Source organism: Micromonospora sp. NPDC047557 (genome assembly GCF_043205095.1).
Lineage (GTDB): Bacteria > Actinomycetota > Actinomycetes > Mycobacteriales > Micromonosporaceae > Micromonospora.
Genome location: NZ_JBIDDK010000006.1, coordinates 61,395 through 83,314 on the forward strand (window position 1 = coordinate 61,395; position 21,920 = coordinate 83,314).

Genomic DNA, 21,920 nt, shown 5'->3' on the forward strand with positions numbered 1-21,920 from the left:
GCTCGGCTCGGAAGGCGTGCGAGGCGGGCACTCATGACGGGTCGGGGCGGCTGCCGCACCTGCTGGGAGGACTTTTGTCATGTGAAGCGAAACTTCCGCTCATCGAGACGGAGCTTTGCCATTGTCCGGAGGCAAGGGTAGGGTCGGCTTTCAGATAGAAGGTTGCCCATTCATCAATCAGCCTGCCTGCCTCCCTTGCCGGGTCGGCCGCGGTCCCCCTCCGGGGCGCCGACCGCGCCGACGCGTCGTTCTCACCGTCCAGCCGGAGCGCGCCTCCGGCCGGTTCGGCGCGCCCCGGCAACGGCAGCCGGTCGAAGTTGCCGACGGCACACCAGCCGTCAGGAAGGGACCACCACCATGGATCACCAGACCAACCGCTCGGAGCCGACAGCGACCTCCGAGTCGGTCAGTCGGCGCGGACTTCTCCGCGCCGCGACCGTCTCCGCCGCCGCCGTCGGCGCCGCCGGGCTCCTCGCCGGCCCGGCGAACGCCGCACCCGCCGGCGACACCGCCGCCCGAGGCCAGTCCCACGGCCGACGTCGGGTGCCGGTGGACCGCATCAGCATCCAGCTCTACACCGTGCGCGACCAGCTCGCCGCCGACCTGCCGGGCACCCTGACCGCCCTGCGGCGCATCGGTTACCGGCGGGTGGAGCACGCCGGCTTCGTGGGGCGTACGGCGGCCCAGTTCCGGGCCGCGCTCGACGCGGCCGGACTGCGCGCCACCTCCGGGCACACCGGCATCCCGCAGCCGTTCGACGCCGCCACCTGGGAACGTGCCCTCGCGGACGCCAACACGGTGGGCTGCAAGAAGATCGTCCACCCGTACTTCGGTCGGGACGCCCAGGGGCGTCCGTACCGGGACCCCGCGGTCTACCGTGCCCTGGCCCGGGATCTCAACCAGGCGGGCCGGCTGGCCGAGCGCGCCGGGCTCGATTTCGGCTACCACAACCACCAGTTGGAGTTCGTGCCGCTGACCGACGGCTCGACCGGCTTCGAGATCCTCACCGGGCAGACCGATCCCCGGCTGGTCCACTTCGAACTGGACCTGTACTGGACCTGGCGGGGCGCACACGACCCGGTCGACGTAATCCGGGCCAACCGCGGCCGGATCCGCCAGGTGCACGTCAAGGACCTGGACGTCGAGGGCGGCTTCGCGGATCTGGGCGACGGCGTCATCGACTTCGGCCGGATCTTCGACCACGAGCGGGAGGCGGGCATCGAGGAGTACATCGTGGAGCGCGACGACGCGGGCACCCCGCCGCGCGCCCCCGCCGACGCCCTCGACACCGCCCGGATCGGCTTCGACTACCTCGCCGCACTTCGGTACTGACCACCTCGGGGGACTACCTGATGATGAACCGGACCGCTTTCCTGTCCGCCCTGCTCCTGGTGTCGGCCGGCCTGGTCGCGCCGACGACGGCGGCAGCCGCCGCACCGGCGGCCCCGCCGCCGGACAGCAGCTTCCAGAAGGTGACGCTCAACGACTTCCCCGGCGAGCCGATGAGCCTCGCCGTCCTGCCCGACCTGCGGGTGCTGCACACCTCCCGCACCGGCGAGGTCCGCATCCACGACCCGCGCACCGGGCTGAACACCCTCGCCGCCGACATCGACGTGTACGAGCACGACGAGGAGGGGTTGCAGGGCATCGCCATCGACCCGAACTTCGCCCAGAACAAGTGGGTGTACCTCTACTACTCGCCGCCACTGGACACGCCGGTGGACGACCCGGCGACCCCCGACGTCAACGAGGGGGACGCGCCGGCGGTCGGCACCGAGGCCGACTGGCAGCGGTTCCGGGGCGCGCTGCGGCTGTCCCGGTTCAAGCTGGACGGGATGAAGCTGAACCTCGCCAGCGAGCAGCAGATCATCGACGTGCCGACCGACCGGGGCATCTGCTGCCACGTCGGCGGCCAGATCGACTTCGACAGCAAGGGCAACCTGTACCTGTCGACCGGTGACGACACCAACCCGTTCTCCTCGGACGGCTACGTCCCGATCGACGAGCGGGCCGACCGCAACCCGGCGTACGACGCCCAGCGCACCGCGGCCAACACCAACGACCTGCGCGGCAAGCTGCTGCGCATCAAGGTGAAGGCCGGTGGCGGTTACACGGTGCCGGCTGGCAACCTGTTCAAGCCGGGCACGGCGAAGACCCGCCCGGAGATCTACGCGATGGGGCTGCGCAACGCGTTCCGGTTCGCCGTCGACCGGCGTACCGACAACGTGTACCTGGGCGACTACTCCCCCGACGCCTCCACCGCGAACCCGGAGCGCGGGCCGGCCGGACACGGCCGGTGGATGCTGATCGACAAGCCGGCGAACTACGGCTGGCCGTACTGCGTGACGCCGACGATCGCCTACCGCGACTACGACTTCGCCACCGGCGAGTCCGGTGCGAAGTTCAACTGCAAGCGACCGGTCAACGACTCACCGCACAACACCGGCAAGCGGCAACTGCCGCCGGTCGAGGCCCCGCAGGTCTGGTACGCGGCGGCCGCCTCGGCCGAGTTCCCGCAGCTGGGCACCGGCGGCATCGCCCCGATGGGCGGCCCGGCGTACGACTACGACGGGACCAGCACGTCGCGTACCCGGTGGCCGGCCTACTACGACGGGGTGCCGCTGTTCTACGAGTGGACCCGGGACTACATCAAGGAGTTCCGCCTCGACTCCGACGGGGACGTGCAGGACATCCGGCCGGTGGCGCCGTCGCTGGTGGTGGACAACCCGATGGACATGGAGTTCGGTCCGGACGGCGCGCTCTACGTGCTGGAGTACGGGGACGGCTACTTCGCCGAGAACCCGGACGCCCAGCTGTCCCGGATCGACTTCGTCCGCGGCAACCGGACGCCGATCCCGAAGATCAGCGGTACGCCGACCGTCGGGCAGGCCCCGCTGACCGTCGCGTTCTCCAGCGCCGGCACCACCGACCCGGACGGTGACAAGCTGAGCTACGCGTGGGACTTCAACGCGGACGGCTCGGTGGACAGCACCGACCCCAACCCGACCTGGACGTTCCAGGAGAACGGCTCGTACACGCCGACGCTGAAGGTGACCGACCGCACCGGGCGGTCCGCCTCGGCGACCCTGCCGCTGGTGGTCGGACCGACCGCGCCGATCATCGAGTTCGTCGCCCCGGTGGCCGATCAGCCGTTCGAGTTCGGGCAGACCGTCGCGTACGAGGTGAAGGTCACCGACGACCTGCCGGTGGACTGCTCCCGGGTGAAGGTCACCTACGTGCTCGGGCACGACCAGCACGGGCACCCGCTCTCCACGGCGACGGGGTGCTCCGGGACGATTCCCACCTTCGTGGACGGTGGGCACAGCGGCGCGGACAACCTCACCGCGGTCTTCGTCGCCGAGTACACCGACGCGCCGACGGAGCCCGGTGTGCCGCCGCAGACCGCCACGGCGACGGTCGTGCTGGATCCCACCCCGGTGGCCGGCCTGGCCGGCTGACCACGCACCACGAGCGGCGGGGGGGGGGGGGGGGGGGGGGGGGCCCGCCCCGGGCGGGGGGGCGCGCCCCCCCCCCCCCCGCGGCGCGCCCGCGGCGGGGGGGGGGGGGCGGGGGGGGGGCGGCCGCGCCCCCCCCCCCCCCGCCCCCCCCCCCCCCCCCCCCCCCCCGCGGCGGGGGGCGCCCCCCCCCCCCCCCCCCCCCCCCCCCGCTTCGCGTTCCCGCCCCGCTGGTCAGCTCCAGTCGCTGTCGACGTGGTTGTCGCGCCACCGTCCGCCCACCGGCGGGGTGTCCAGGCGCATCCCGCCGTCGGCGTTGCCGGCGAGGTCGTTGTCCTCGACCCGGCAGTCCACGCAGCTGCCCCGCTCGGTGATCCACAGACCGTGGGTCTGGGTGCTGTTCTCGTGGTTGTCCCAGACCCGGTTGCCGCGGATGGTGGCCGAGTCGAACGCCGCGTCGATGGTGATGCCGGCCCGCCGCTCGGGTGCCGCGGACAGCTCGTACCCACAGCCCGGGGGCGGTACGTCCCCACTCCACGCGCTGATGCCGTCGGGCCGGACCGGGGCGAGGGTGAGTTCGTCGTCGGTGTTCGAGGCGACCATGGCCACGGCCCGCCCCACCCGCAGGACCTTGCCCCGGTGCCCGTCGTGCGGCCAGTTCGCGTGCCGGTCCACCACGGACCGCTCGGCGTAGCGGACGGTCTCGCCACCGCCGCTGGCGGCCTGCGCGTACTGTCGCCCGTTGTTGCGGATCCGGTTGTTGAGCAGCACCGCGTCGGTCATCTGGTGGTCGATCCGGACGGCGTCCAGCCCGTTGCCCCAGAACTCGTTGCTCTCGATCACCACGTCCCGTACCGGGCCCTGGTAGCCCCGCCCGAGGTCGTGCCCGTGGTAGCCGTGCTGACCGTTCCCGCTGATCCGGTTGCCCCGGATGGTGTACGGGCCCGGGCTGTTGCCGACACTGACCCCGTCGCGGATGTTGCCGTCGATGACGCAGTCGGTGAGCAGCCCACCCCGTCCGGCCACCGCCGCGGTGCCCTGGGCGGAGATGTCGAACCCGGCCTCCAGGTTGCCGGTCATCGTGCAGGCGGAGACGATGAGACCGTCGGCGCCCCAGTCGGAGATGCCGAACCGGTTGCCCTGGCTGTGACAGCCGATGATGCGGTAGCCGCGGGGCGGGGGCCAGTAGTCCTTCTGCAGCTCCAGGAAGATGCCGTTGGTGCCGTTGGCGAGCGTGGTGCAGTTGGCGATGGTCAACCGCTCCACCGTGCCCCAACCGCCGATGCCCACGCCGATGCCGGCGCCGCCGATCTGCTCGCCGTTGTCCAGTCGCCCGCAGCCGACGACCACCACGCCGTCGATCAGCGAGTCCTGGAGGAAGTCGCAGCCCAGCCCGGTGGCTGCGGTGTGGTGGATGTAGAGGTTGCGGAACACGCCGCGCACGACGTATTGCAGGCCCAGGCCCTTGGCGAGGTAGTTGTACTCGGCCATCGCCACGCCGGAGCCGTCGATCTGGAAGTCGGCGAAGGTGCAGTCGGCGATGTGCCGGTCCCGGTCGGCCCCGTGCTGCACGGTGGTCCAGAAGGCCAGCGGGGTCGGGTCGGCCCGGTTGCCCTCGTTGCTCAGCATGAACCGGGTCGCCGCCGGGCCGGCGCCGATCAGGGAGACCCCACTGCGCCACACCGTGCCGGCATCGCGGATCGAGTAGATGCCCGGCGGGCAGTAGATGACGCGGGCCCGCCCGTCCGAGGCGTACCCGGCGCCGAGGCGGTCCACGAGGGCGGCCAACGCCGGCTGGTCGTTGGTCGCGCCGTCGCCGGTCAGCCCGTACTCCAGCGCGTCGCAGTAGAGCGGTGCGCCGGCCGCGGCGGGCCGCCGCACCCGTACCGAATTCAGTAGCAGCTCGTTCGCCACGACCACGGGTCGGCTCCCTTCGACGCCTCCGGTGCGTACCGGCGGGGCCGACTTCCCGATGACGCGACCGCGAAACCACGCACGCACGCCGGCCCCGGCGCCGCGCGGGCGGTGCCAGGGCCGGGGGTACGCGTCAGACGGCGGCGATCAGCAGCGCCGGGCGCTCCACGCAGTCGGCGACGTGCCGCAGGAAGCCACCGGCCACCCCACCGTCGCAGACCCGGTGGTCGAACGTGAGGCTCAGCTGGGTCACCTTGCGGACGGCCAACTGCCCGTCGACCACCCACGGCTTGTCCACGATCCGGCCCACGCCGAGCAGGGCCGCCTCGGGGTGGTTGATGATCGGCGTGGAGCCGTCCACGCCGAACACCCCGTAGTTGTTCAGCGTGAAGGTGCCGCCGGTGAGCCGGGCCGGCGCGAGCGTCCCGGCCCGCGCCGCGGCGGTGGTCGCCGACAGCTCGGCGGCCAGCTCGGCCGTGGTGAGGCGCTGGGCGTCGCGCAGCACCGGCACCAGCAGGCCCCGGTCGGTCTGCGCGGCGATGCCCAGGTGCACCCCGGCGGACTGGACGATCCGCTGGCCCTCGGTGTCGACACGGGAGTTGAGCTGCGGGAACCGGCGTAGACCGCTGAGGCAGATCCGGGCCAGCAGGGCCAGGATGCTCACCGGCGCGTCGGGCGTCGCCGCGTTGATCGCCGCGCGGGTCTCCAGCAGCGCGGTGGCGTCGACGTCGACCCAGATGGTCACCTCGGGGATCTCCCGCCGGCTGCGGGAGAGCTTGTCGGCGATCACCTTGCGCACGCCGGTGAGCGGGACGATCAGGTCGCCGTCGCCCTGCGGGGTCGGCGCGACGTGCGGGTCCGGCACGGCGGCGAGCCGGGCGACGGGGACGGCCAGCGCCGCCTCGACGTCGGCGCGGCGGATCACCCCGCCGGGCCCGCTGCCACGGACCGTACCCAGGTCGACGCCGCGCTCCCGGGCCAACCGACGGACGATCGGCGAGATGACCAGGGCGCTCGCCGACCGCGTTTCGACGGGGGCGCCGCCAGCGACCGGGGCCGCTTCGTCCGCCGCCGGGCCGACGCCGACTGCCGGGCCGGTGTCACCCGCCGGGGCGGCTTCCGCCGGTTCGGGCGCCAGCGCCAGTCGGGGCCGACGCCGACGACGGGTCGCGCCGCCGTGCCCGGTGCCGTACCCGATCAGCACGTTGCCGGAGCCGGCACGCTCCTCCTCGCGGTAGGTGGCGTGCCCGGCGGGCTCGTCGCCGCCGTCCAGCGGGGCGATGGTGATCAACGGCTGGCCGACCGGGCGGACCTCACCCGCCGCGCCGTGCAGGGTCACGACCCGTCCGGCGTACGGGCAGGGCACGTCCACGACCGCCTTGGCGGTCTCCACCTCGACCACGCTCTGGTCCACCGTGACGATGTCACCCACGGCGACCCGCCATTCCACGATCTCGGCCTCGCTCAGCCCCTCGCCCAGGTCGGGCAGGAGGAAGACCTGCGTCCGCTCGACGGTGGTCATGCCGCGCTGCCCTGCGCCGCCCAGCGCGGGTCCGGCTGGTCGTCCCACTGCAATCGGGCCACCGCGTCGAGCACCCGGTCCACGCCGGGCAGGTGGGTGTGCTCCAGCATCGGCGCCGGGTACGGGATGTCCAGCCCGGCGACGCGCAGCACCGGGGCGTGCAGCGCGTGGAAGCACCGCTCCTGCACCCGGGCGGCGATCTCCGCGCCGACACCCGCGAACCCGGGCGCCTCCTGGATCACCACGCACCGGCCGGTACGCCGGACCGACGCGGTGATGGTGGCGTCGTCGAACGGCACGATGGTCCGCACGTCGACCACCTCCAGGTCCCAGCCCTCCTCGCGGGCGGCCTCGGCGGCCTCGAGCGCGACCGGCACCGCCGGCCCGTACGCCACCAGGGTGGCGTCGCGGCCGGGCCGGCGCACGACGGCCCGGCCGAACGGCTCGGTCCGTGCCGGCAGCTCGGCGTCGGCGCTGCCGAAGTAGAGCTTCTTGGGCTCCATGAAGACCACCGGGTCGGGGTCGTCGATCGCCTCCCGCAGCAGCGAGTACGCGTCCTCGACCGTCGCCGGGGTGACGACCTTCAGGCCGGGGGTGTGCGCGTAGTACGCCTCGGACGAGTCGCAGTGGTGCTCCACCCCGCCGATGCCGCCGGCGTACGGCACCCGGATGACGATCGGCACGCTGAGCTTGCCCCGGGTGCGGTTGCGCAGCTTCGCCACGTGCGAGGCGATCTGCTCGAACGCCGGGTACGCGAACGCGTCGAACTGCATCTCGACCACCGGCCGCAGCCCGGACATGGCCAGGCCGACGGCGAAGCCGACGATGCCGGCCTCCGCAAGCGGCGTGTCGAAGCAGCGCTTCTCGCCGAAGCGGGCCTGCAGGCCATCGGTGATCCGGAAGACGCCGCCGAGCTGGCCGACGTCCTCGCCGAAGACGACGACCCGATCGTCGGCGGCGAGGGCGTCGGCCAGCGCGGTGTTGAGCGCCTTCGCCATGGTGGTGGCCATCAGTCGTCACTTTCCTCGTCGTGCGCGGCGGCCAGCTCGGCGCGGACCTGCTCGCGCTGCTCGACGAGCTGCGGGGTCGGCTCGGCGTAGACGTGGTCGAACAGGCTCAGCGGGTCGACAGTGGGCTGGGTGTTCATCCGGGTGCGCAGGTCGGCCGCGTACGCCTCGGCCTGCTCGGCGACCTCGGCGACCGCCGCGTCGTCGAGCACGCCACGGGCGCGCAGGTATGTCTCCAGGCGGGCGAGCGGGTCGCGGTCGCGCCAGGCGTCGACCTCGGCGCCGTCGCGGTAGCGGCTGGCGTCGTCGGCGTTGGTGTGCGGCTCCATCCGGTAGGTGTGCGCCTCCACCAGGAACGGCCCGTTGCCGGCGCGGGCGTGCGCGACCGCGCGGGTCAGCACGGCCAGCACCGCGACCGGGTCGTTGCCGTCGACCTGCTCGCTGGGCACCCCGTAGCCGACGCCCTTGTACGCCAGCGACGGCGCGGCGGTCTGCCGCGACAGCGGGACGCTGATCGCGTACCGGTTGTTCTGCACGAAGTAGACGACCGGCGCTTTGAACACGGCGGCGAAGTTGATGCCCTCGTGGAAGTCGCCCTCGCTTGTCGCGCCGTCGCCGATGAACGCCAGCGCCACGGTGTCGCGCCCCTGGTACGCCTCGCCGTACGCGAGACCTGCGGCGTGCACACACTGGGTGGCCAGCGGGGTGCACTGCGGCGCGGTGCGTACCTCGGTGGGGTCGTAACCGCAGTGCCAGTCGCCGCGCAGCAGGGTGAGCACCTCGACCGGGTCGATGCCCCGGGCAACCAGCGCCATCGATTCACGGTAGGTGGGGAAGACCCAGTCGGTGTCGCGGACGGCGAGCACTGCGGCGACCTGGCACGCCTCCTGGCCGCGCGACGACGGGTAGACGGCGAGGCGGCCCTGCTTGGTCAGCGCGGTCGCCTGGGTGTCGAACCGGCGGCCGAGCACCATCCGGCGGTACAACTCGCGCAGCGCCTCGACGGGCGGCTCCGGGTAGTCGGTACGGGCCGGCAGCGGCGTACCGCTCGGATCGAGCAGGCGGACCGGTTCGGCGTCCGGCAGCAGCGGGCGCGCCGGGTCGGGCGGGGTGACCGTCCGACGGGCGCGCGGGGATGCCCTGCGGACCGCCTGGGGTGTGGTCGTCACGGCGGGACCTCCTGGGACGTGTGGTGAGCCTATGCTTCCGCTGACGGATGATTGACTCAAGATCCACGCAGAAGGCGGGACATCTGGCATGTGGGAGGCACGTCGGTGAGCCAGGAGAACGGGGACGGAGCGAGCCGGGGAACCGGATCGGGACGATCGGCCCGAGCCATGGACGAGGTCGACCGGCGGATCCTGGACGAGCTGGTCCGCGACGGCCGCACGTCGGTGCGCACCCTGGCCGAGCGGATCCACATCTCGCGCACCAACGCGTACGCCCGGGTGGAGCGCCTGCTGCGCGAAGGAGTGATCACGGGCTTCCGGGCGCAGGTGGCGCCCGAGGCCGCCGGGTTGGGCACATCGGCGTACATGGCGTTGACGATCGAGCAGAACACCTGGCGGGAGGTGTCGGCCGAGCTGGCCCAGGTGCGCTACGTCGAGCACGTCGCGCTCCTCAGCGGCGAGCACGACGTGCTGGCCCTCGTTCGGGCTCCGGACAACGCCGCCCTGCGCGACGTGGTGCTCGATCGGGTGCAGCGCATCGCCGGGGTGCTGTCGACGCGGTCGTGGCTGGTCTTCGAGGAGTTCGACGGCACGCAGAACCCGTGGCAGTAGCGGTATAACACGAACCAGATGACAAATACCCCGATGTAACGCTTCGGGTAACAAATCACCCGTACGATCCGCGGCGTGGCTATCGCAAACGAGTTGTGGACACAGGCCAGGGTCGCCGCCACCCCGCCGCCCGCGCCGAGGTCGACGTCGGTCAGCCCGCGCTCATTCCGCGGGGACATCGAAGGCATGCGGGCCGTCGCCGTGCTGCTGGTGCTCCTCGGCCACGCCGGAGTGCCGCACCTGCCCGCCGGCTTCGTCGGTGTGGACGTGTTCTTCGTGATCTCCGGCTTTCTCATCACCGGCCTGCTGCTCGAAGAGCTCGACCAGCGTGGACGGCTCTCGCTCGCCACCTTCTACGCCCGACGGGCCAAGCGCCTCCTTCCCGCCGCCGCGACCGTGCTCGTCGCCACCCTGGTGCTGACCTACTTCTTCCTGCCTCGCGGGCGCTGGTCCACGACGGCCTGGGACGTCATCGCCAGCGCCTGCTACGCCATGAACTGGCGCATGGCCGGGCAGTCCCTCGACTACGTCGCCGCCAACGACGCCCCGAGCATCGCCCAGCACTTCTGGTCGCTCGCCGTCGAGGAGCAGTTCTACCTGGTCTGGCCACTGCTGCTGCTCGCCCTCGGATGGCTCGCCCGGCGTCGGGGACGGGGGCACCGGGGCCTCTACCTGCTCGGGCTCGCGCTGATCGCGGTCCCGTCGTTCGCCTGGGCGCTGCACGCCTCGCCGACCGACCCGTCGGCGTACTACGTCACCACGACCCGCATGTGGGAGCTGGCTCTCGGCGGTGCCATCGCCGTCACGGCGGCCCGGTTGAGCCGGTCTCCGCGCCTGCTGGCCGTGCCCCTGGCCTGGGCCGGGCTGATCGCCGTGGGAGCGTCGGCCGTGCTGATCGCCTCGACGGCCGGCTTCCCCGGGTACGCCGCGCTCGGCCCCACCCTCGGCACCGCCGCCGTGATCGCGTTCGGCCCGGCGGCCGGCCGCGCCGGGCCCGCCCTCCTGCTCGGCCGGCAACCCCTGCGCTACGTCGGTGGGATCTCCTACTCGCTGTACCTGTGGCACTGGCCGGTGCTGATCGCCGCGCAGGCACAGTTCGGCGACCTCGGGGTTGGCGCCTCGCTCGTCGTCGTCGCCGCCTCGGCGATCCCCGCCGTCCTGACGTACCACCTCGTCGAGAATCCGGTGCGCCGGTCACCGACCCTCGCCGACCGGCCAGCCGCCGCCCTGCGCGTCGGCGCGGTGTGCACCGGCGCCGCCGCGCTGGCCGGCCTGACGTTCCAACTGGCCCTCCCGTCGGCGGCCGGCCCGACGCCCGCCTCGTCGGTCATCATGGGCCAGGCGCCCGGTGCCAGCACGCCGGCGGCACCACCGTCCGCACCGGGCGCCGCGGCTCTCGGCTCCTCTCCCCGCACCAGCCGCGCCGGGGTGCCCGTCGACCACGTCGACTCGATCACCCCCAACCCCGCGACGGCGGCTCGCGACGCGCCGCTGTTGCAGGCGACGAAGAGTTGCCATGTGTCGCTGGAATCCTCGACCCCGGAGATCTGCGTCTACGGCAGGAAGGACGGGCCGACCAGGATCGCGCTCGTTGGCGACTCCCATGCCGACCACTGGGTCCCCGCCATGTCGCGAGCGGCGGAGGCGAACGGCTGGCGCCTCGCCACCTACACCAAGGGCGGCTGCCCGTTCCTGACGGCCGAGATCCTCCAGAACGACCGGCCCTACACCTCCTGCACGGAATGGAACCGGAAGGTCCGGGAGGGTCTGCTCGGCGGGGACCGCCCCGATCTCCTGATCGTGACCAACGCCGAGTACCCGGTCCGCGGCAAGCCGGGGCGGTCCGCGATGGCCCGCGAGATGAGGAACACGTGGAGCGCCATGATCGAGGAGAAGATTCCGGTGGTGGTGCTGCGGGACACGCCGCTGCACCTCACCGACATCGCCGAGTGTGTGTCCAAGAATCCGAACCACCTGACGAAGTGCGCCACGCCCCGGGCCGTGGCCCTCGGCCGTGGTGGCGGTCCCGCCCAGGAGGAGGCAGCCGACGGCCTCACCGGCGTTCGCCTGATCGACCTCAACGACTGGATCTGCCCTGCGGACCGCTGCGCGCCGGTCATCGGAGGCGTCCTCGTCTGGCGCGACGCGCACCACCTGACCGCCACGTACTCGGCGACCCTCGCACCTCGGGTGACCGCCGCACTCAAGCCCGTGATCGCCGCGCTGTGACCGCCGGGCCGCCCTGGCCCGTTCACCGCTCCGGCGGCGCCTCCAGACCCTCGGAGTCGGCCAGCTCCAGCAGGGGCTCCAGCGAGTGCCGGTCCCCGTCGAGGCCGGCGTGCGGGTCGCCGCGCTCGGCGAAGCGGGCCGGCATGCTGAGCACGTCGAAGTCCTCCGGACGGGCGTCGTCCAGCTCCGTCCAGTCCAGGGGCGCCGACACCAGGGCCTGCGGTGTCGGCCGGATCGAGTACGCCGACGTCACCGTGTGGTCGCGGGCCATCTGGTTGTAGTCGACGAAGACCGGCCGGTCCCGCTGCTCCCGCCACCAGGTGGTGGTGACCAGCTCCGGCAGCCGGCGCTGCATCTCCCTCCCCAGCGCGAGCACCGCCCGTCGGCACTCGCCGAAACTCCACCTCGGCTCGATCGACAGGTAGACGTGCAGGCCCCGCCCGCCGGTGGTCTTCGGATAGCCGGTCATGCCCAGCTCGGCGAGGAACGCCCGCACCTCGTGCGCCACTGGCACCACCTGCTCGAAGCCGACGCCGGGCATCGGGTCCAGGTCGATGCGCAGCTGGTCGGGGCGCTCCACGTCGGCGGCGGTGACCGGCCACGGGTGGAAGCGCAGGGTGCCCAGGTTGGCCGCCCAGATCACCACGGCCAGCTCGCTCGGCGCGACCTCGTCGGCGGTCCGGCCGCTGGGAAAGGTGATGTGCGCCGTGCGCACCCACGCGGGTGCGCCCGCCGGCAGCCGCTTCTGGTAGAACGCGTCACCGCGGTTGGTCTGCCGGGTGGCGATCGTCGCGCCCTCGAAGACGCCGCGCGGCCAGCGTTCCAGCATGGTCGGCCGGTCGCGCAGCGCCCGCAGGATGCCGTCGCCGACCGCCAGGAAGTAGCGGACCACGTCCAGCTTGGTCAGTCCGCGTTCTGGGAAGTACGGCTTGTCGGGGCTGGAGACGCGGACCAGCCGCTCCCCCACCCAGATCTCCTCCGCCGCCGTGGCCACGCCCCAGAGGGTACGACGTCCAGGCGGGCCCGGTGGGCTACCGGCCGGGGACCAGCGTGGCGGGCTGCTGCGGCAACTCCTCCGTCGGGCCGCCGACCGACACCGGCTGCGTCCCCGGTGGCTCCTCGGCCACCGCGGTCTGCTGCTCGACCGGCACCGTCCGCGCCGTACGGCGGGCCACGAAGCCCGGCGTCCAGTCCTTCAACCGCAGAGCCGGCCGCTCGACGAGCTTCCACGACACGAACGCGGCGGCGAAGGCGACCGCGACCGACATCGCCGCGAACGGCACGTACCCCCAGCGGCTCCAGCCCAGGCTCGCCATCACCTGCTGGAAGACGAACCCGTAGATGTAGATGCCGTACGAGTAGTCGTTCTTGCGGCCCACCCAGTGCAGCTGGCGCGGCATCCGCACCGACAGCCACACCAGCAGGTACGCGAACGCCGGCAGCCCGATGACGAAGAAGCCGCCGAAGAGCAGGGACAGCCCCAGCGCCACGGCCGAGCCGATGCCCAGCGCGTCGTTGATCGGCACCCGCTCCCGGTAGAGATCCAGCGTCGCGCCGAACGCGAACAGGAAGCCCAGGTAGACGATGTAGTGGAAGCTCATCCCGCCCACCAGGGGCGAATTGAACGACCAGCTCGCCGTGGACGCCGGCCCGCTGAACTGCCCGGAGCTCACCCAGTCCTGCAGGATGCTCAGGTAGAGCGCGACGGTCAGGAACAGCACGAATCGGCGGGCGTTGCGCAGCACCGCGGTGATCGCCAGGACGCCCACCACGACGTAGCAGAACATCTCGTACTTGAGCGACCACAGGGCGCCGTTGAAGACGCTGGAGCCGCTCTTCTCACCCCACGGGGTGGTCGGCTTGAGCAGGTCCTGAATGCCGTACTGACGGACACCGGTCCACCAGTTGGCCTGCAGGTAGGCCAACGGTCCGCCGCGGTCCCAGGGGTTGTCGAAGAGGCCGGCGGTGGTGCCGTGCTCGCGCAGCGCCACCAGCGGGGCCACCACGAGCGCGGTGATCAGCAGGCAGACCCAGAGCCCGGGGAAGATGCGCAGGGCTCGGTGCCAGGCGTAGCGGATGATGCCGGTACGCCGGGCGCTGCGGGTGATGAGCAGGCCGGAGAGCACGAAGAAGCCGTACACGGCCATGGTGCCGACGTTGGTCTGCCGACCGGTCAGGTGGTAGCCGAGGTCGTTGGCCCCGAAGCCGAGCGGCTTGGAGTGCGACAACACGACGCCCACGGCGAGGCAGAGCCGGATCAGCCCGATGCCGTTGCTGCGGCCGGAGAGCAGATCAGCGAGCGTGCCACGGGAGCGGACGAGGGCGGGGGTAGTCATGCGGTCAGGACCTCTCGACCATCAGGCGGGCACCTCGGCGCCGGCGTGCTCCCACAACTGCTTCATCTCGGTGTGCAGATCTTCGCTCGGCGACCAGCCGAGCACCTCGGCGGCCAGCCCGACGTCCAGCCGCTGCCAGTTCGTCTCGGCCGGGCCGGTGCGTTCCGCCTCGACCAGGTCGGTCGGCACCTCACTCACGTCGATGAGGAGCTGGACCATATCACGCGCGCTGGCGGCCACCCCCCGACCGATGTTGATCACGTGGCCGGCCGCCCCGGGGCGGGTCGCGGCCAGCAGCACGGCGGCGACGACGTCGCTGAGGCCGACGAAGTCACGCCGCGAACCCAGCGGGGCCAGCTCCAGACGGGCCCGCTCACCGGCGCGCTGGGCGTCGCGCAGCCGACCCGCGACCACCCCGAGCAGGCTGTGCCCGGGCTGGCTGGCGCCGATGACGTTGCCGACCCGCAGCGTGACGCCCTCGATCAGGCCCTGCCGGTCGGCCTCGGCGACCGCCGTGGTGCAGCGCAGCTTGAACTCGCCGTACGGCATCACCGGCGCGGGCGGCAGCCCCTCGGGCATCGAGGTGTCCACCGGGACCAGCCCGTACTCGTGCACGCTGCCCAGCTGGATCACCCGGACCCGCCCGGGCAACCGGCCGGCGGCCTCGATCAGCCGCTCGACAAGCGTGACGTTGACCGCGAGCATCTGCGCGTCGGTGAGCCCCCACATGCCGCCCGCGGCGTTGATCACCACGTCCGGGTCGAGCTCGCGCAGCACCGCGGTGATCTCGTCGACGTCGGCGGCGGCCAGGTCCAGCGCGCGGACCTCGACACCCGGCCCGACGTCGCGCGCGGTGCGGGCGACGGCGACCACGGTGTGCCCCTGGTCGGCCAGCGCCCGGCAGATGGGGCGGCCGAGGAAGCCGGTGCCACCGAGCACGGCCACCCTCCGCCGCTGTCCGGCGGACTCCGCCGATTGCCGTGGTTCGACGATCATGGCGTTGGCGTCTCCCTGGCTGCGGTCGGTCATCGGCCCGGCCCGAACGCGTGCCGCGACAGGCTCTTGACGCCGGTCATCCGGCCGGCGAGGACCGCCGTCGGCAGCAGCGTGATGGCGTGCAGCCGGGACGACATGTAGCGGCGGGCGGCCCGCGCGGCCCGGGGCCAGCCCTGCTCGTCCATCCGCCGGGCGACGTCGACGAAGAACGCCCGCGCCTCGGTGAACCGGGTGCCGGTGACCGCGTCGGCGGCGGACTTGCTGACCGCGTGCCGCCGGTACTGGAAGCACAGGGTGGTGTCGACGGCCATCTGCTCGCCGCGCTGGATCAGGTCGATCACCAGGGCAAGGTCCTGGATGACCTGGAACTCGTCGCGGAAGTCCACGGCCTTGAGCGCGTCCGTCCGCCAGCAGATCGACGGGAAGTAGAACCAGCAGCCGCGCAGCAGGCTGGCCGCCAGATCCTCGCCGCCCATCAGCTCCCGGGACTCGACCCGCGGGGCGTAGAGCCGCCGCTTGGCCTCGTCGACCATGGTGTTGACCACCGCGCCGGTGGCGTCGATGATCTCGACCCCCGGCTGGACCATGCCGACGCCCGGGTACTGCTCGATCACCGATCGCACGGTGGCGACGTAGTTGGGGTGCATGATGTCGTCCGTGCCCATCATCACCAGGTACTCGTGCTCGGCGAGGCCGACGCACTTGCGGTAGTTGCCGGTGACCCCGAGGTTGCGCTCGTTGCGCTGGTAGCGGACCCGCTCGTCGGTGATCTGAGCGAACCACTCCGGCACGCCCGGCTCGGTGCCGTCGTCGACCACGGTCAGGCGCCAACCCGGGTCACTCTGCGCCATCACGCTGCGGACGGCCGCCTGCATGAGGGGCACGCTCCCGTAGTACGGCAGCATGATGTCGACAATCATCAGTTCCGCGGGCCTTACTGTGCGTGGTGGAAGTGCTCGACGGGCGCGGCCACATTATCAGGCATCCCGTCCGGATCCAGTACCGGCGAGCCGGCCTGACCGCCGTCGCGACGCCACCGCCAGTGACCGGACGACGGGGCCGACGGCGACCGCGCCGGGGGCTATCATCGTCGCGCCCGCACCGCACGCCCCCCCGATCGGACGCCGATGCCAGACCGCGCCGTCACCACGGACGCGCCTCCCGCGCAGACCGACGCGGGGCCGCCCCCGCCAGCCACCGAGCCGGCCCGACGGCAACTCCCCCTCGTCCGCCGCCTCGCGCTCAGCGTCTGGTTCTGGCCCACGGCCTTCGCCGCGCTCGCGGTCGGCTGGCGTCTCGGCAGCCCGGAGATGTGGCACGACGAGCTGGTGACCGTCGACGTGGCGACCCGCTCCACCGGGCAGATTCTGGGCATGCTGGCGAACGTCGACGCCGTGCACGGGACGTACTACCTCTTCATGCACGGCTGGACGACCCTGTTCGGCACCGGCCCGGCCGTCGTGCGGCTGCCGTCGGCCCTGGCCATGGTCCTGGCCACCGCGTGCGTGGCGCTGGTCGGGCGACGGGTCTTCGACCAGACGGCGGGGATCGCCGCCGGGTTCGTCTTCGCCCTCGTGCCCACGGTCACCCGCTTCGGGCAGGAGACCCGGTCGTACGCCTTCGTCGTCCTCGCCGCGGCCGCCGCCACCCTGTTCCTGCTGCGTGCGTTGCAGCGGCCGGGGTGGTTGCGCTGGATCGCGTACGTGCTCGCCGTCGCCGGCATCGGCCTGGTGAACGTGGTGGCGCTCACACTGCTGCTCGGGCACGGCGTGGCCGTGTTGATCCACTGCTGGCGGGAGCGCCGGTGGTGGTCGCTGGCCTGGTTCGTGCTCGCCGCCGCCGGCGGGGTGGGGATCGCCGCGCCGGTGATCCTGCGCGGTATGAAGCAGGCGGGACGGCAGATCAGCTGGATCCCGGACAGCGCGCCCTGGACGGTCTGGGAGCAGGCCTTCGGCTCGGTGCTGCTCGCCGCCGCGATCACCGCGCTGGCCGTGGTGGGCGTGCTGACCCACCTGCGCCGCGACGCCCTCGCGCGGACCGCCGCGGCGGCGGTGATCGCCGCCCTGCCGCTGCCGGTGATCCTGCTGGCCTCCACCGGCGACATCAACTACTTCTTCTCCAAGTACCTGCTGTTCCTCGTGCCGGCCTGGGCGGTGCTCGCCGGCGCGGGCGTCGCCGCGCTGCGCCGCGCCCCGCTGGTCGCGGTGGGGCTGGTGGTGCTCGCCGCCCTGAGCGTGCCCGGTCAGCTCGCGCTGCGCGGGGAGTACTCGCACGGCTGGTACACGTATCCGCAGGAGCGGGCGTTCAAGCCGCTGTCGTATTCGGAGGCGGCACGGGTGATCGAGGCCGGCTACCAGCCCGGTGACGGCCTCGTCGCGGGCGGCCCCTGGTGGTGGATGCACGAGCCGGGGGTGCGCTACTACCTTCCGGCGGACGTGTCGCCGCGCAACGTGTTCCAACAGCGGTCGGCGGCCCAGCGCAACGAGCTGTTCGGCGCGGACTGCGCCGACCCGGCCCGCTGCCTGCGCGACGAGCCCCGGCTGTGGGTGCTGCTGCCGACGGTCACCGACGCGCCGCTGACCGGCCTGCCGAAGAAGCAGTCCGCCGTGCTCGCCCAGCGCTACGACGTGGTCCGCGTCACGCACGTGACCGGATTAACCGTGGCCCTGCTGCAACGGCGCGGCTGAGCCGACGCACCGGCCACCCGGTGGCGACCCGGGCGCGGTTACCGCGCGCGGCGCCCGGGTAGGGGGTCGGCATGGCGGAACTGTCGACGCTCTGGATCATCCGACACGGGGAGAGCACCGCGAACGTGGCGGCCACCCGGGCCGAGGAGAACGGCGCGGACGTGATCGGGCTCAGCCATCGCGACGCCGACGTGCCGCTCTCGGGCACCGGCGAGGAGCAGGCGCGGGCGACCGGCCGCTGGCTCGCCGGGCTGCCCGAGGACCGGCGCCCCGACGTGGCGGTGGTCTCGCCGTACCTGCGGGCGGTGTCCACGGCCGAGCTGGCGCTGCACGGCACCGGGGTGCCGGTGAGCCGGGACGAGCGGCTGCGCGACCGGGAGCTGGGCATCCTCGACGGCCTGACCGGGCACGGGGTACGCCGCCGGTTTCCCGACGAGGCCGAGCGCCGCGCCCGGCTGGGCAAGTTCTACTACCGGCCGCCCGGCGGTGAGGCCTGGACCGACGTGGCGCTGCGCCTGCGGACGCTCCTGGGCGACCTGCGCCGCGACCACGAGGGCCAGCGGGTGCTGCTGTTCGGCCACGACGCGCTGGTCTTCCTCCTGCGGTACCTGGTGGAGGGCCTGACCGAGCCGGAGCTGATGGCGTTGACCCGCGAACACGTCATCGCCAATTGCTCGATCACCGACTGGTCGGCCGACGACCAGGGCAGGCTGACGCTTGGCGGTTTCAACGAGGTCGGCCACCTGCATCGGCAGGGCGCCGAGTCGACCAGGGAGGACGAGATCCATGCCGAACCGGTCTGAGGTGCAGGTGATCACGCCGGGGCTGCTGCGCGACTGGGCGCTGCCGGTGCCGGCGGGCGGCAAGGAGAGCCGGGGCACCGTCCTGGTGATCGGCGGCTCCCGCTTCACGCCCGGGGCGGTCCTGCTCGCCGGGGTGGCCGCGCTGCGCGCCGGCGCCGGGGTGCTCCAGCTCGCCGCCGCCGAGTCCACCGCGGCCACGCTGAGCATCCAGGTGCCCGAGGCGCTCGTGGTCGGGCTGCCGGAGACCCCCGACGGCGCGGTCGCCGCCGACCGGGCCGGCCAGCTCGGTGAACTGGTCGGCGTGGCCGACGTGGTCGCCCTCGGCCCGGGGTTGAAGGGCATCGACGAGACCGCCGAGCTGCTGAGTCTCGTCCTGGAGGCGGCGGGGCCGCGCACCCCGCTGGTCCTCGACGCGTACGCCCTGGGGGCGCTCAGCCACGAGCCGAAGCTGCTTGTCGGCTCGGGCCGCCCGGTGGTGCTCACCCCCAACGTGACCGAGGCCGGGCACCTGCTCGGCCGGGAGCCGGGCGACGACCTGGACGCCGAGGCCGCCGAGCTGGCGCAACGGTACGAGGCCGTCGTCTCGCTCTACGGCCACGTGGCCGCCCCGGACGGGCGCGGGTGGCGGGAGGAGAGCGGCGACGCGGGCCTCGGCACGTCCGGCAGCGGAGACGTGCTCGCCGGCCTGCTCGCCGGGCTGCTCTCCCGGGGCGCCGACCCGGCGCAGGCCGCCTGCTGGGGAGCGTTCGCGCACGCCGTGAGCGGTCAACGGTTGATCCCCCGGTACGGCCGGATCGGTTTCCTGGCGCGGGAACTGCTCGACGAGATCCCGCGCACCCTGGCCACCGTCTGATCGGGCGACTTCGGCCGCATTCGCCCGTTTCGCCAGCTCGCCCTCTGGGTACCGAACCCACACCAGACGAGCTACCAAGGGGGTCATGCCGGTGTCGACCGATGCCATCGTCCTGCTCAAAGAGGACCACAAGGAGATGCGTCGCCTGTTCAAGGCCTTCCAGGACGCCGAGGAGGGGCCGGCGAGCCAGCGGCAGAAGCTGGTGAACCAGATCCTCGAGGCCCTGACGGTGCACACCTACCTGGAGAACGAGGTGATGTACCCGGAGGTCCGCCGGCTCCTGCCCGACCTGGAGGACGACATCCTCGAGTCGTACGAGGAGCACCACGTGGCCGACGTGCTCTGCCTCGAACTGGCCAGCATGAACGCCGACGACGAGCGCTTCACCGCCAAGACGACAGTGCTGATCGAGAACGTCACCCACCACGTCGAGGAGGAAGAGGAGGAGTGGTTCCCCAAGGTCCGCGAGGCGTTGGGCCGTAAGCAGCTCCAGGAGATCGGCGAGAAGATGATCGCGCTGCGCGCGGACGCGCCGCGTACCCCCACCCAGCCGAAGGCGATCAAGAAGGCCCGCGACGCGGTGACGGCCTGACTCACCCCCGTACATCGCGAAGGGCCCGGCATCGCGCCGGGCCCTTCGGCGTACGGCGGGGTGCCGTGCCGGGAGGTCGGCCGGGTCGCCCGGGGCCGGCCCGGTAGGATCGGCGCGGGCCGTTACTGGCGCGTGGGGATGGAGAACCATCGGGGAGCGGCCCCGTCATGAGGACGTCTGCCGAGCGCCTGGGCCTTCCCGCACGTCTGTTGGAGGTCGCATGTCGCACAACGCCGAGTCCACCGCATTCCGGAGCGCCCTTGAGGTGATCCGGGCTGTCGAGCCGCGGGTGGCCGACGCCATCGGCGCCGAGCTGACCGACCAGCGCGAGTCCCTCAAGCTCATCGCCAGCGAGAACTACGCCTCCCCGGCGACCCTGCTGGCCATGGGCAACTGGTTCAGCGACAAGTACGCCGAGGGCACCGTCGGGCGTCGCTTCTACGCCGGCTGCCAGAACGTCGACACCGTCGAGGCGCTCGCCGCCGAGCACGCCCGGGAGCTGTTCGGCGCCGCGCACGCGTACGTGCAGCCGCACTCGGGCATCGACGCCAACCTGGTCGCGTTCTGGGCGGTGCTGGCCGATCGGGTGGAGTCCCCCGCCCTGAAGAAGGCCCAGGTCCGCCAGGTCAACGACCTCACCGAGGCGGACTGGTTCGCGCTGCGCCGCGAGCTGGGCAACCAGCGGATGCTCGGCATGTCGCTGGACGCCGGCGGTCACCTCACCCACGGTTTCCGGCCGAACATCTCCGGCAAGATGTTCGACCAGCGCAGCTACGGCACCGACCCGGCGACCGGCCTGATCGACTACGACCGGGTCGCCGAGGCGGCCCGCGAGTTCAAGCCGCTGATCCTGGTCGGCGGCTACTCGGCGTACCCCCGCAAGGTGAACTTCCGGATCCTGCGGGAGATCGCCGACTCGGTCGGCGCCACCTTCATGGTCGACATGGCGCACTTCGCGGGCCTGGTGGCCGGCAAGGTCTTCACCGGCGACTTCGACCCGGTGCCGCACGCGCACATCGTCACCACCACCACCCACAAGTCGCTGCGCGGCCCGCGCGGCGGCATGGTGCTCTGCCAGCCCGAGCTGGCCGACCAGGTGGACCGGGGTTGCCCGATGGTGCTCGGCGGTCCGCTGCCGCACGTGATGGCCGCCAAGGCCGTCGCCCTCGCGGAGGCCCGCCGCCCCGACTTCGCCGACTACGCCCAGCGGATCGTGGACAACGCGCAGGCGCTCGCCGACGGGCTGCTGCGCCGGGGCGCGACGCTGGTCACCGGCGGCACCGACAACCACCTGGTGCTGATCGACGTGTCCGGCTACGGGCTCACCGGCCGGCAGGCCGAGCAGGCCCTGCTCGACTCGGGCATCGTCACCAACCGCAACTCGGTCCCGCAGGACCCGAACGGCGCCTGGTACACGTCCGGCATCCGGATCGGCACCCCGGCGCTGACCACCCGCGGGCTGGGCACCGCCGAGATGGACCAGACCGCCGAGCTGATCCACACCGTGCTGACCCAGACCACCGCCGGCGCGAACGCCGACGGCACCCCGTCCAAGGCGAAGTACACGCTCGACGCCGACCTGGCCGACAAGATCGCCCGCCAGGCCACCGACCTGCTGGCCCCCCACCCGCTCTACCCGGCCATCGACCTGGGCTGACGGTCGTCAACCGGGTCCGACGGCACCCGGGCCGGGCTGTCGGTGGCGGTCACCGCAACGAGCGGTATACCGCAGAGTCATAGATATG

General features: G+C 72.6%; 17 protein-coding genes and 1 riboswitch. Of the genes, 9 read left to right on the plus strand and 8 right to left on the minus strand.

The features are described from left to right. The first annotated feature begins 357 nt into the window (after nucleotides 1-357). Nucleotides 358-1,332 (plus strand): sugar phosphate isomerase/epimerase family protein, encoded by a 975-nt coding sequence (locus tag ACGGAQ_RS16645; RefSeq protein ID WP_393049812.1) that lies wholly within the window; start codon nucleotides 358-360, stop codon nucleotides 1,330-1,332. A gap of 20 nt (nucleotides 1,333-1,352) precedes the next feature. Beyond that, a complete protein-coding gene (locus tag ACGGAQ_RS16650) occupies nucleotides 1,353-3,458 on the plus strand; it encodes a PQQ-dependent sugar dehydrogenase (RefSeq protein ID WP_393049816.1) in 2,106 nt (701 codons plus the stop codon). Nucleotides 3,459-3,689: 231 nt separating this feature from the next. On the opposite strand, the gene ACGGAQ_RS16655 is transcribed toward ACGGAQ_RS16650, so the two are convergent. From ACGGAQ_RS16655 to pdhA, 4 genes are all read right to left on the minus strand, one after another. Continuing rightward, nucleotides 3,690-5,369 carry a right-handed parallel beta-helix repeat-containing protein gene (locus ACGGAQ_RS16655; RefSeq protein ID WP_393050403.1) on the minus strand — a complete coding sequence of 560 codons (1,680 nt, stop codon included), beginning with the start codon at nucleotides 5,367-5,369 and terminating at the stop codon, nucleotides 3,690-3,692. A gap of 133 nt (nucleotides 5,370-5,502) precedes the next feature. Continuing rightward, on the minus strand, nucleotides 5,503-6,891 hold the full coding sequence (locus ACGGAQ_RS16660) for a dihydrolipoamide acetyltransferase family protein (protein ID WP_393049819.1): 1,389 nt from the start codon (nucleotides 6,889-6,891) through the stop codon (nucleotides 5,503-5,505). Further along, entirely contained in the window at nucleotides 6,888-7,904 is a 1,017-nt protein-coding gene (locus ACGGAQ_RS16665) for an alpha-ketoacid dehydrogenase subunit beta (protein ID WP_393050406.1), read from the minus strand. The genes ACGGAQ_RS16660 and ACGGAQ_RS16665 overlap by 4 nt, the downstream gene beginning before the upstream one ends. Next, nucleotides 7,901-9,067: a pyruvate dehydrogenase (acetyl-transferring) E1 component subunit alpha gene (gene pdhA, locus ACGGAQ_RS16670; protein ID WP_393049822.1), complete on the minus strand. Its 1,167-nt coding sequence runs from the start codon at nucleotides 9,065-9,067 to the stop codon at nucleotides 7,901-7,903. Before pdhA ends, ACGGAQ_RS16665 begins: the two co-directional genes overlap by 4 nt. 168 nt (nucleotides 9,068-9,235) lie before the next feature. On the opposite strand from pdhA, the gene ACGGAQ_RS16675 reads away from it, so the two are divergent. Next, nucleotides 9,236-9,679, plus strand: coding sequence for an Lrp/AsnC family transcriptional regulator (locus ACGGAQ_RS16675; protein WP_393049825.1), 444 nt, complete (start codon nucleotides 9,236-9,238; stop codon nucleotides 9,677-9,679). Between the two features lie 75 nt (nucleotides 9,680-9,754). After that, a complete protein-coding gene (locus tag ACGGAQ_RS16680; RefSeq protein ID WP_393049828.1) occupies nucleotides 9,755-11,908 on the plus strand; it encodes an acyltransferase family protein in 2,154 nt (717 codons plus the stop codon). A gap of 22 nt (nucleotides 11,909-11,930) precedes the next feature. Here the strand turns inward: ACGGAQ_RS16680 and ACGGAQ_RS16685 are convergent, their stop codons facing one another. The 4 genes from ACGGAQ_RS16685 to ACGGAQ_RS16700 are packed head-to-tail and all read right to left on the minus strand — an operon-like array spanning nucleotide 11,931 to nucleotide 16,160. Continuing rightward, the gene (locus ACGGAQ_RS16685) at nucleotides 11,931-12,902 is read right to left on the minus strand and encodes a DNA polymerase domain-containing protein (protein ID WP_393049831.1); all 972 of its coding nucleotides are present in this window, start codon (nucleotides 12,900-12,902) and stop codon (nucleotides 11,931-11,933) included. Nucleotides 12,903-12,939: 37 nt separating this feature from the next. Continuing rightward, nucleotides 12,940-14,244: an acyltransferase family protein gene (locus ACGGAQ_RS16690; protein ID WP_393049834.1), complete on the minus strand. Its 1,305-nt coding sequence runs from the start codon at nucleotides 14,242-14,244 to the stop codon at nucleotides 12,940-12,942. A gap of 21 nt (nucleotides 14,245-14,265) precedes the next feature. Next, nucleotides 14,266-15,240 carry an NAD-dependent epimerase/dehydratase family protein gene (locus tag ACGGAQ_RS16695; RefSeq protein WP_393049837.1) on the minus strand — a complete coding sequence of 325 codons (975 nt, stop codon included), beginning with the start codon at nucleotides 15,238-15,240 and terminating at the stop codon, nucleotides 14,266-14,268. Between the two features lie 29 nt (nucleotides 15,241-15,269). Next, the gene (locus tag ACGGAQ_RS16700; RefSeq protein ID WP_354862608.1) at nucleotides 15,270-16,160 is read right to left on the minus strand and encodes a glycosyltransferase; all 891 of its coding nucleotides are present in this window, start codon (nucleotides 16,158-16,160) and stop codon (nucleotides 15,270-15,272) included. A gap of 207 nt (nucleotides 16,161-16,367) precedes the next feature. On the opposite strand from ACGGAQ_RS16700, the gene ACGGAQ_RS16705 reads away from it, so the two are divergent. The 5 genes from ACGGAQ_RS16705 to ACGGAQ_RS16725 all read left to right on the plus strand — a co-directional run bounded on the left by ACGGAQ_RS16705 (nucleotide 16,368) and on the right by ACGGAQ_RS16725 (nucleotide 21,832). Then, nucleotides 16,368-17,927, plus strand: a complete 1,560-nt coding sequence (locus ACGGAQ_RS16705; protein ID WP_393049840.1) for a glycosyltransferase family 39 protein — start codon at nucleotides 16,368-16,370, stop codon at nucleotides 17,925-17,927. A gap of 71 nt (nucleotides 17,928-17,998) precedes the next feature. Next, nucleotides 17,999-18,730, plus strand: a complete 732-nt coding sequence (locus ACGGAQ_RS16710) for a histidine phosphatase family protein (RefSeq protein WP_393049843.1) — start codon at nucleotides 17,999-18,001, stop codon at nucleotides 18,728-18,730. After that, nucleotides 18,714-19,583, plus strand: coding sequence for an NAD(P)H-hydrate dehydratase (locus tag ACGGAQ_RS16715; protein WP_393049844.1), 870 nt, complete (start codon nucleotides 18,714-18,716; stop codon nucleotides 19,581-19,583). The genes ACGGAQ_RS16710 and ACGGAQ_RS16715 overlap by 17 nt, the downstream gene beginning before the upstream one ends. A gap of 91 nt (nucleotides 19,584-19,674) precedes the next feature. Beyond that, complete coding sequence (locus ACGGAQ_RS16720) at nucleotides 19,675-20,175, plus strand: hemerythrin domain-containing protein (RefSeq protein WP_393050408.1); 501 nt, start codon at nucleotides 19,675-19,677, stop codon at nucleotides 20,173-20,175. A 111-nt stretch (nucleotides 20,176-20,286) separates the two neighbouring features. Then, a riboswitch (ZMP/ZTP riboswitch) is annotated at nucleotides 20,287-20,376 on the plus strand. A 19-nt stretch (nucleotides 20,377-20,395) separates the two neighbouring features. After that, nucleotides 20,396-21,832 carry a glycine hydroxymethyltransferase gene (locus ACGGAQ_RS16725; protein WP_354860687.1) on the plus strand — a complete coding sequence of 479 codons (1,437 nt, stop codon included), beginning with the start codon at nucleotides 20,396-20,398 and terminating at the stop codon, nucleotides 21,830-21,832. Nucleotides 21,833-21,920: the final 88 nt, after the last annotated feature.

Excerpts from the sequence above, each read along its gene's own strand:
- ACGGAQ_RS16675 (WP_393049825.1), top strand. The coding sequence starts at position 9,236 with ATGGACGAGGTCGACCGGCGGATCCTGGACGAGCTGGTCCGCGACGGC.
- ACGGAQ_RS16650 (WP_393049816.1), top strand. The coding sequence starts at position 1,353 with ATGATGAACCGGACCGCTTTCCTGTCCGCCCTGCTCCTGGTGTCGGCC.
- ACGGAQ_RS16700 (WP_354862608.1), bottom strand. The coding sequence starts at position 16,160 with ATGATTGTCGACATCATGCTGCCGTACTACGGGAGCGTGCCCCTCATG.
- ACGGAQ_RS16725 (WP_354860687.1), top strand. The coding sequence starts at position 20,396 with ATGTCGCACAACGCCGAGTCCACCGCATTCCGGAGCGCCCTTGAGGTG.
- ACGGAQ_RS16690 (WP_393049834.1), bottom strand. The coding sequence starts at position 14,244 with ATGACTACCCCCGCCCTCGTCCGCTCCCGTGGCACGCTCGCTGATCTG.
- ACGGAQ_RS16660 (WP_393049819.1), bottom strand. The coding sequence starts at position 6,891 with ATGACCACCGTCGAGCGGACGCAGGTCTTCCTCCTGCCCGACCTGGGC.
- ACGGAQ_RS16645 (WP_393049812.1), top strand. The coding sequence starts at position 358 with ATGGATCACCAGACCAACCGCTCGGAGCCGACAGCGACCTCCGAGTCG.
- ACGGAQ_RS16715 (WP_393049844.1), top strand. The coding sequence starts at position 18,714 with ATGCCGAACCGGTCTGAGGTGCAGGTGATCACGCCGGGGCTGCTGCGC.
- ACGGAQ_RS16710 (WP_393049843.1), top strand. The coding sequence starts at position 17,999 with ATGGCGGAACTGTCGACGCTCTGGATCATCCGACACGGGGAGAGCACC.
- ACGGAQ_RS16705 (WP_393049840.1), top strand. The coding sequence starts at position 16,368 with ATGCCAGACCGCGCCGTCACCACGGACGCGCCTCCCGCGCAGACCGAC.
- ACGGAQ_RS16695 (WP_393049837.1), bottom strand. The coding sequence starts at position 15,240 with ATGATCGTCGAACCACGGCAATCGGCGGAGTCCGCCGGACAGCGGCGG.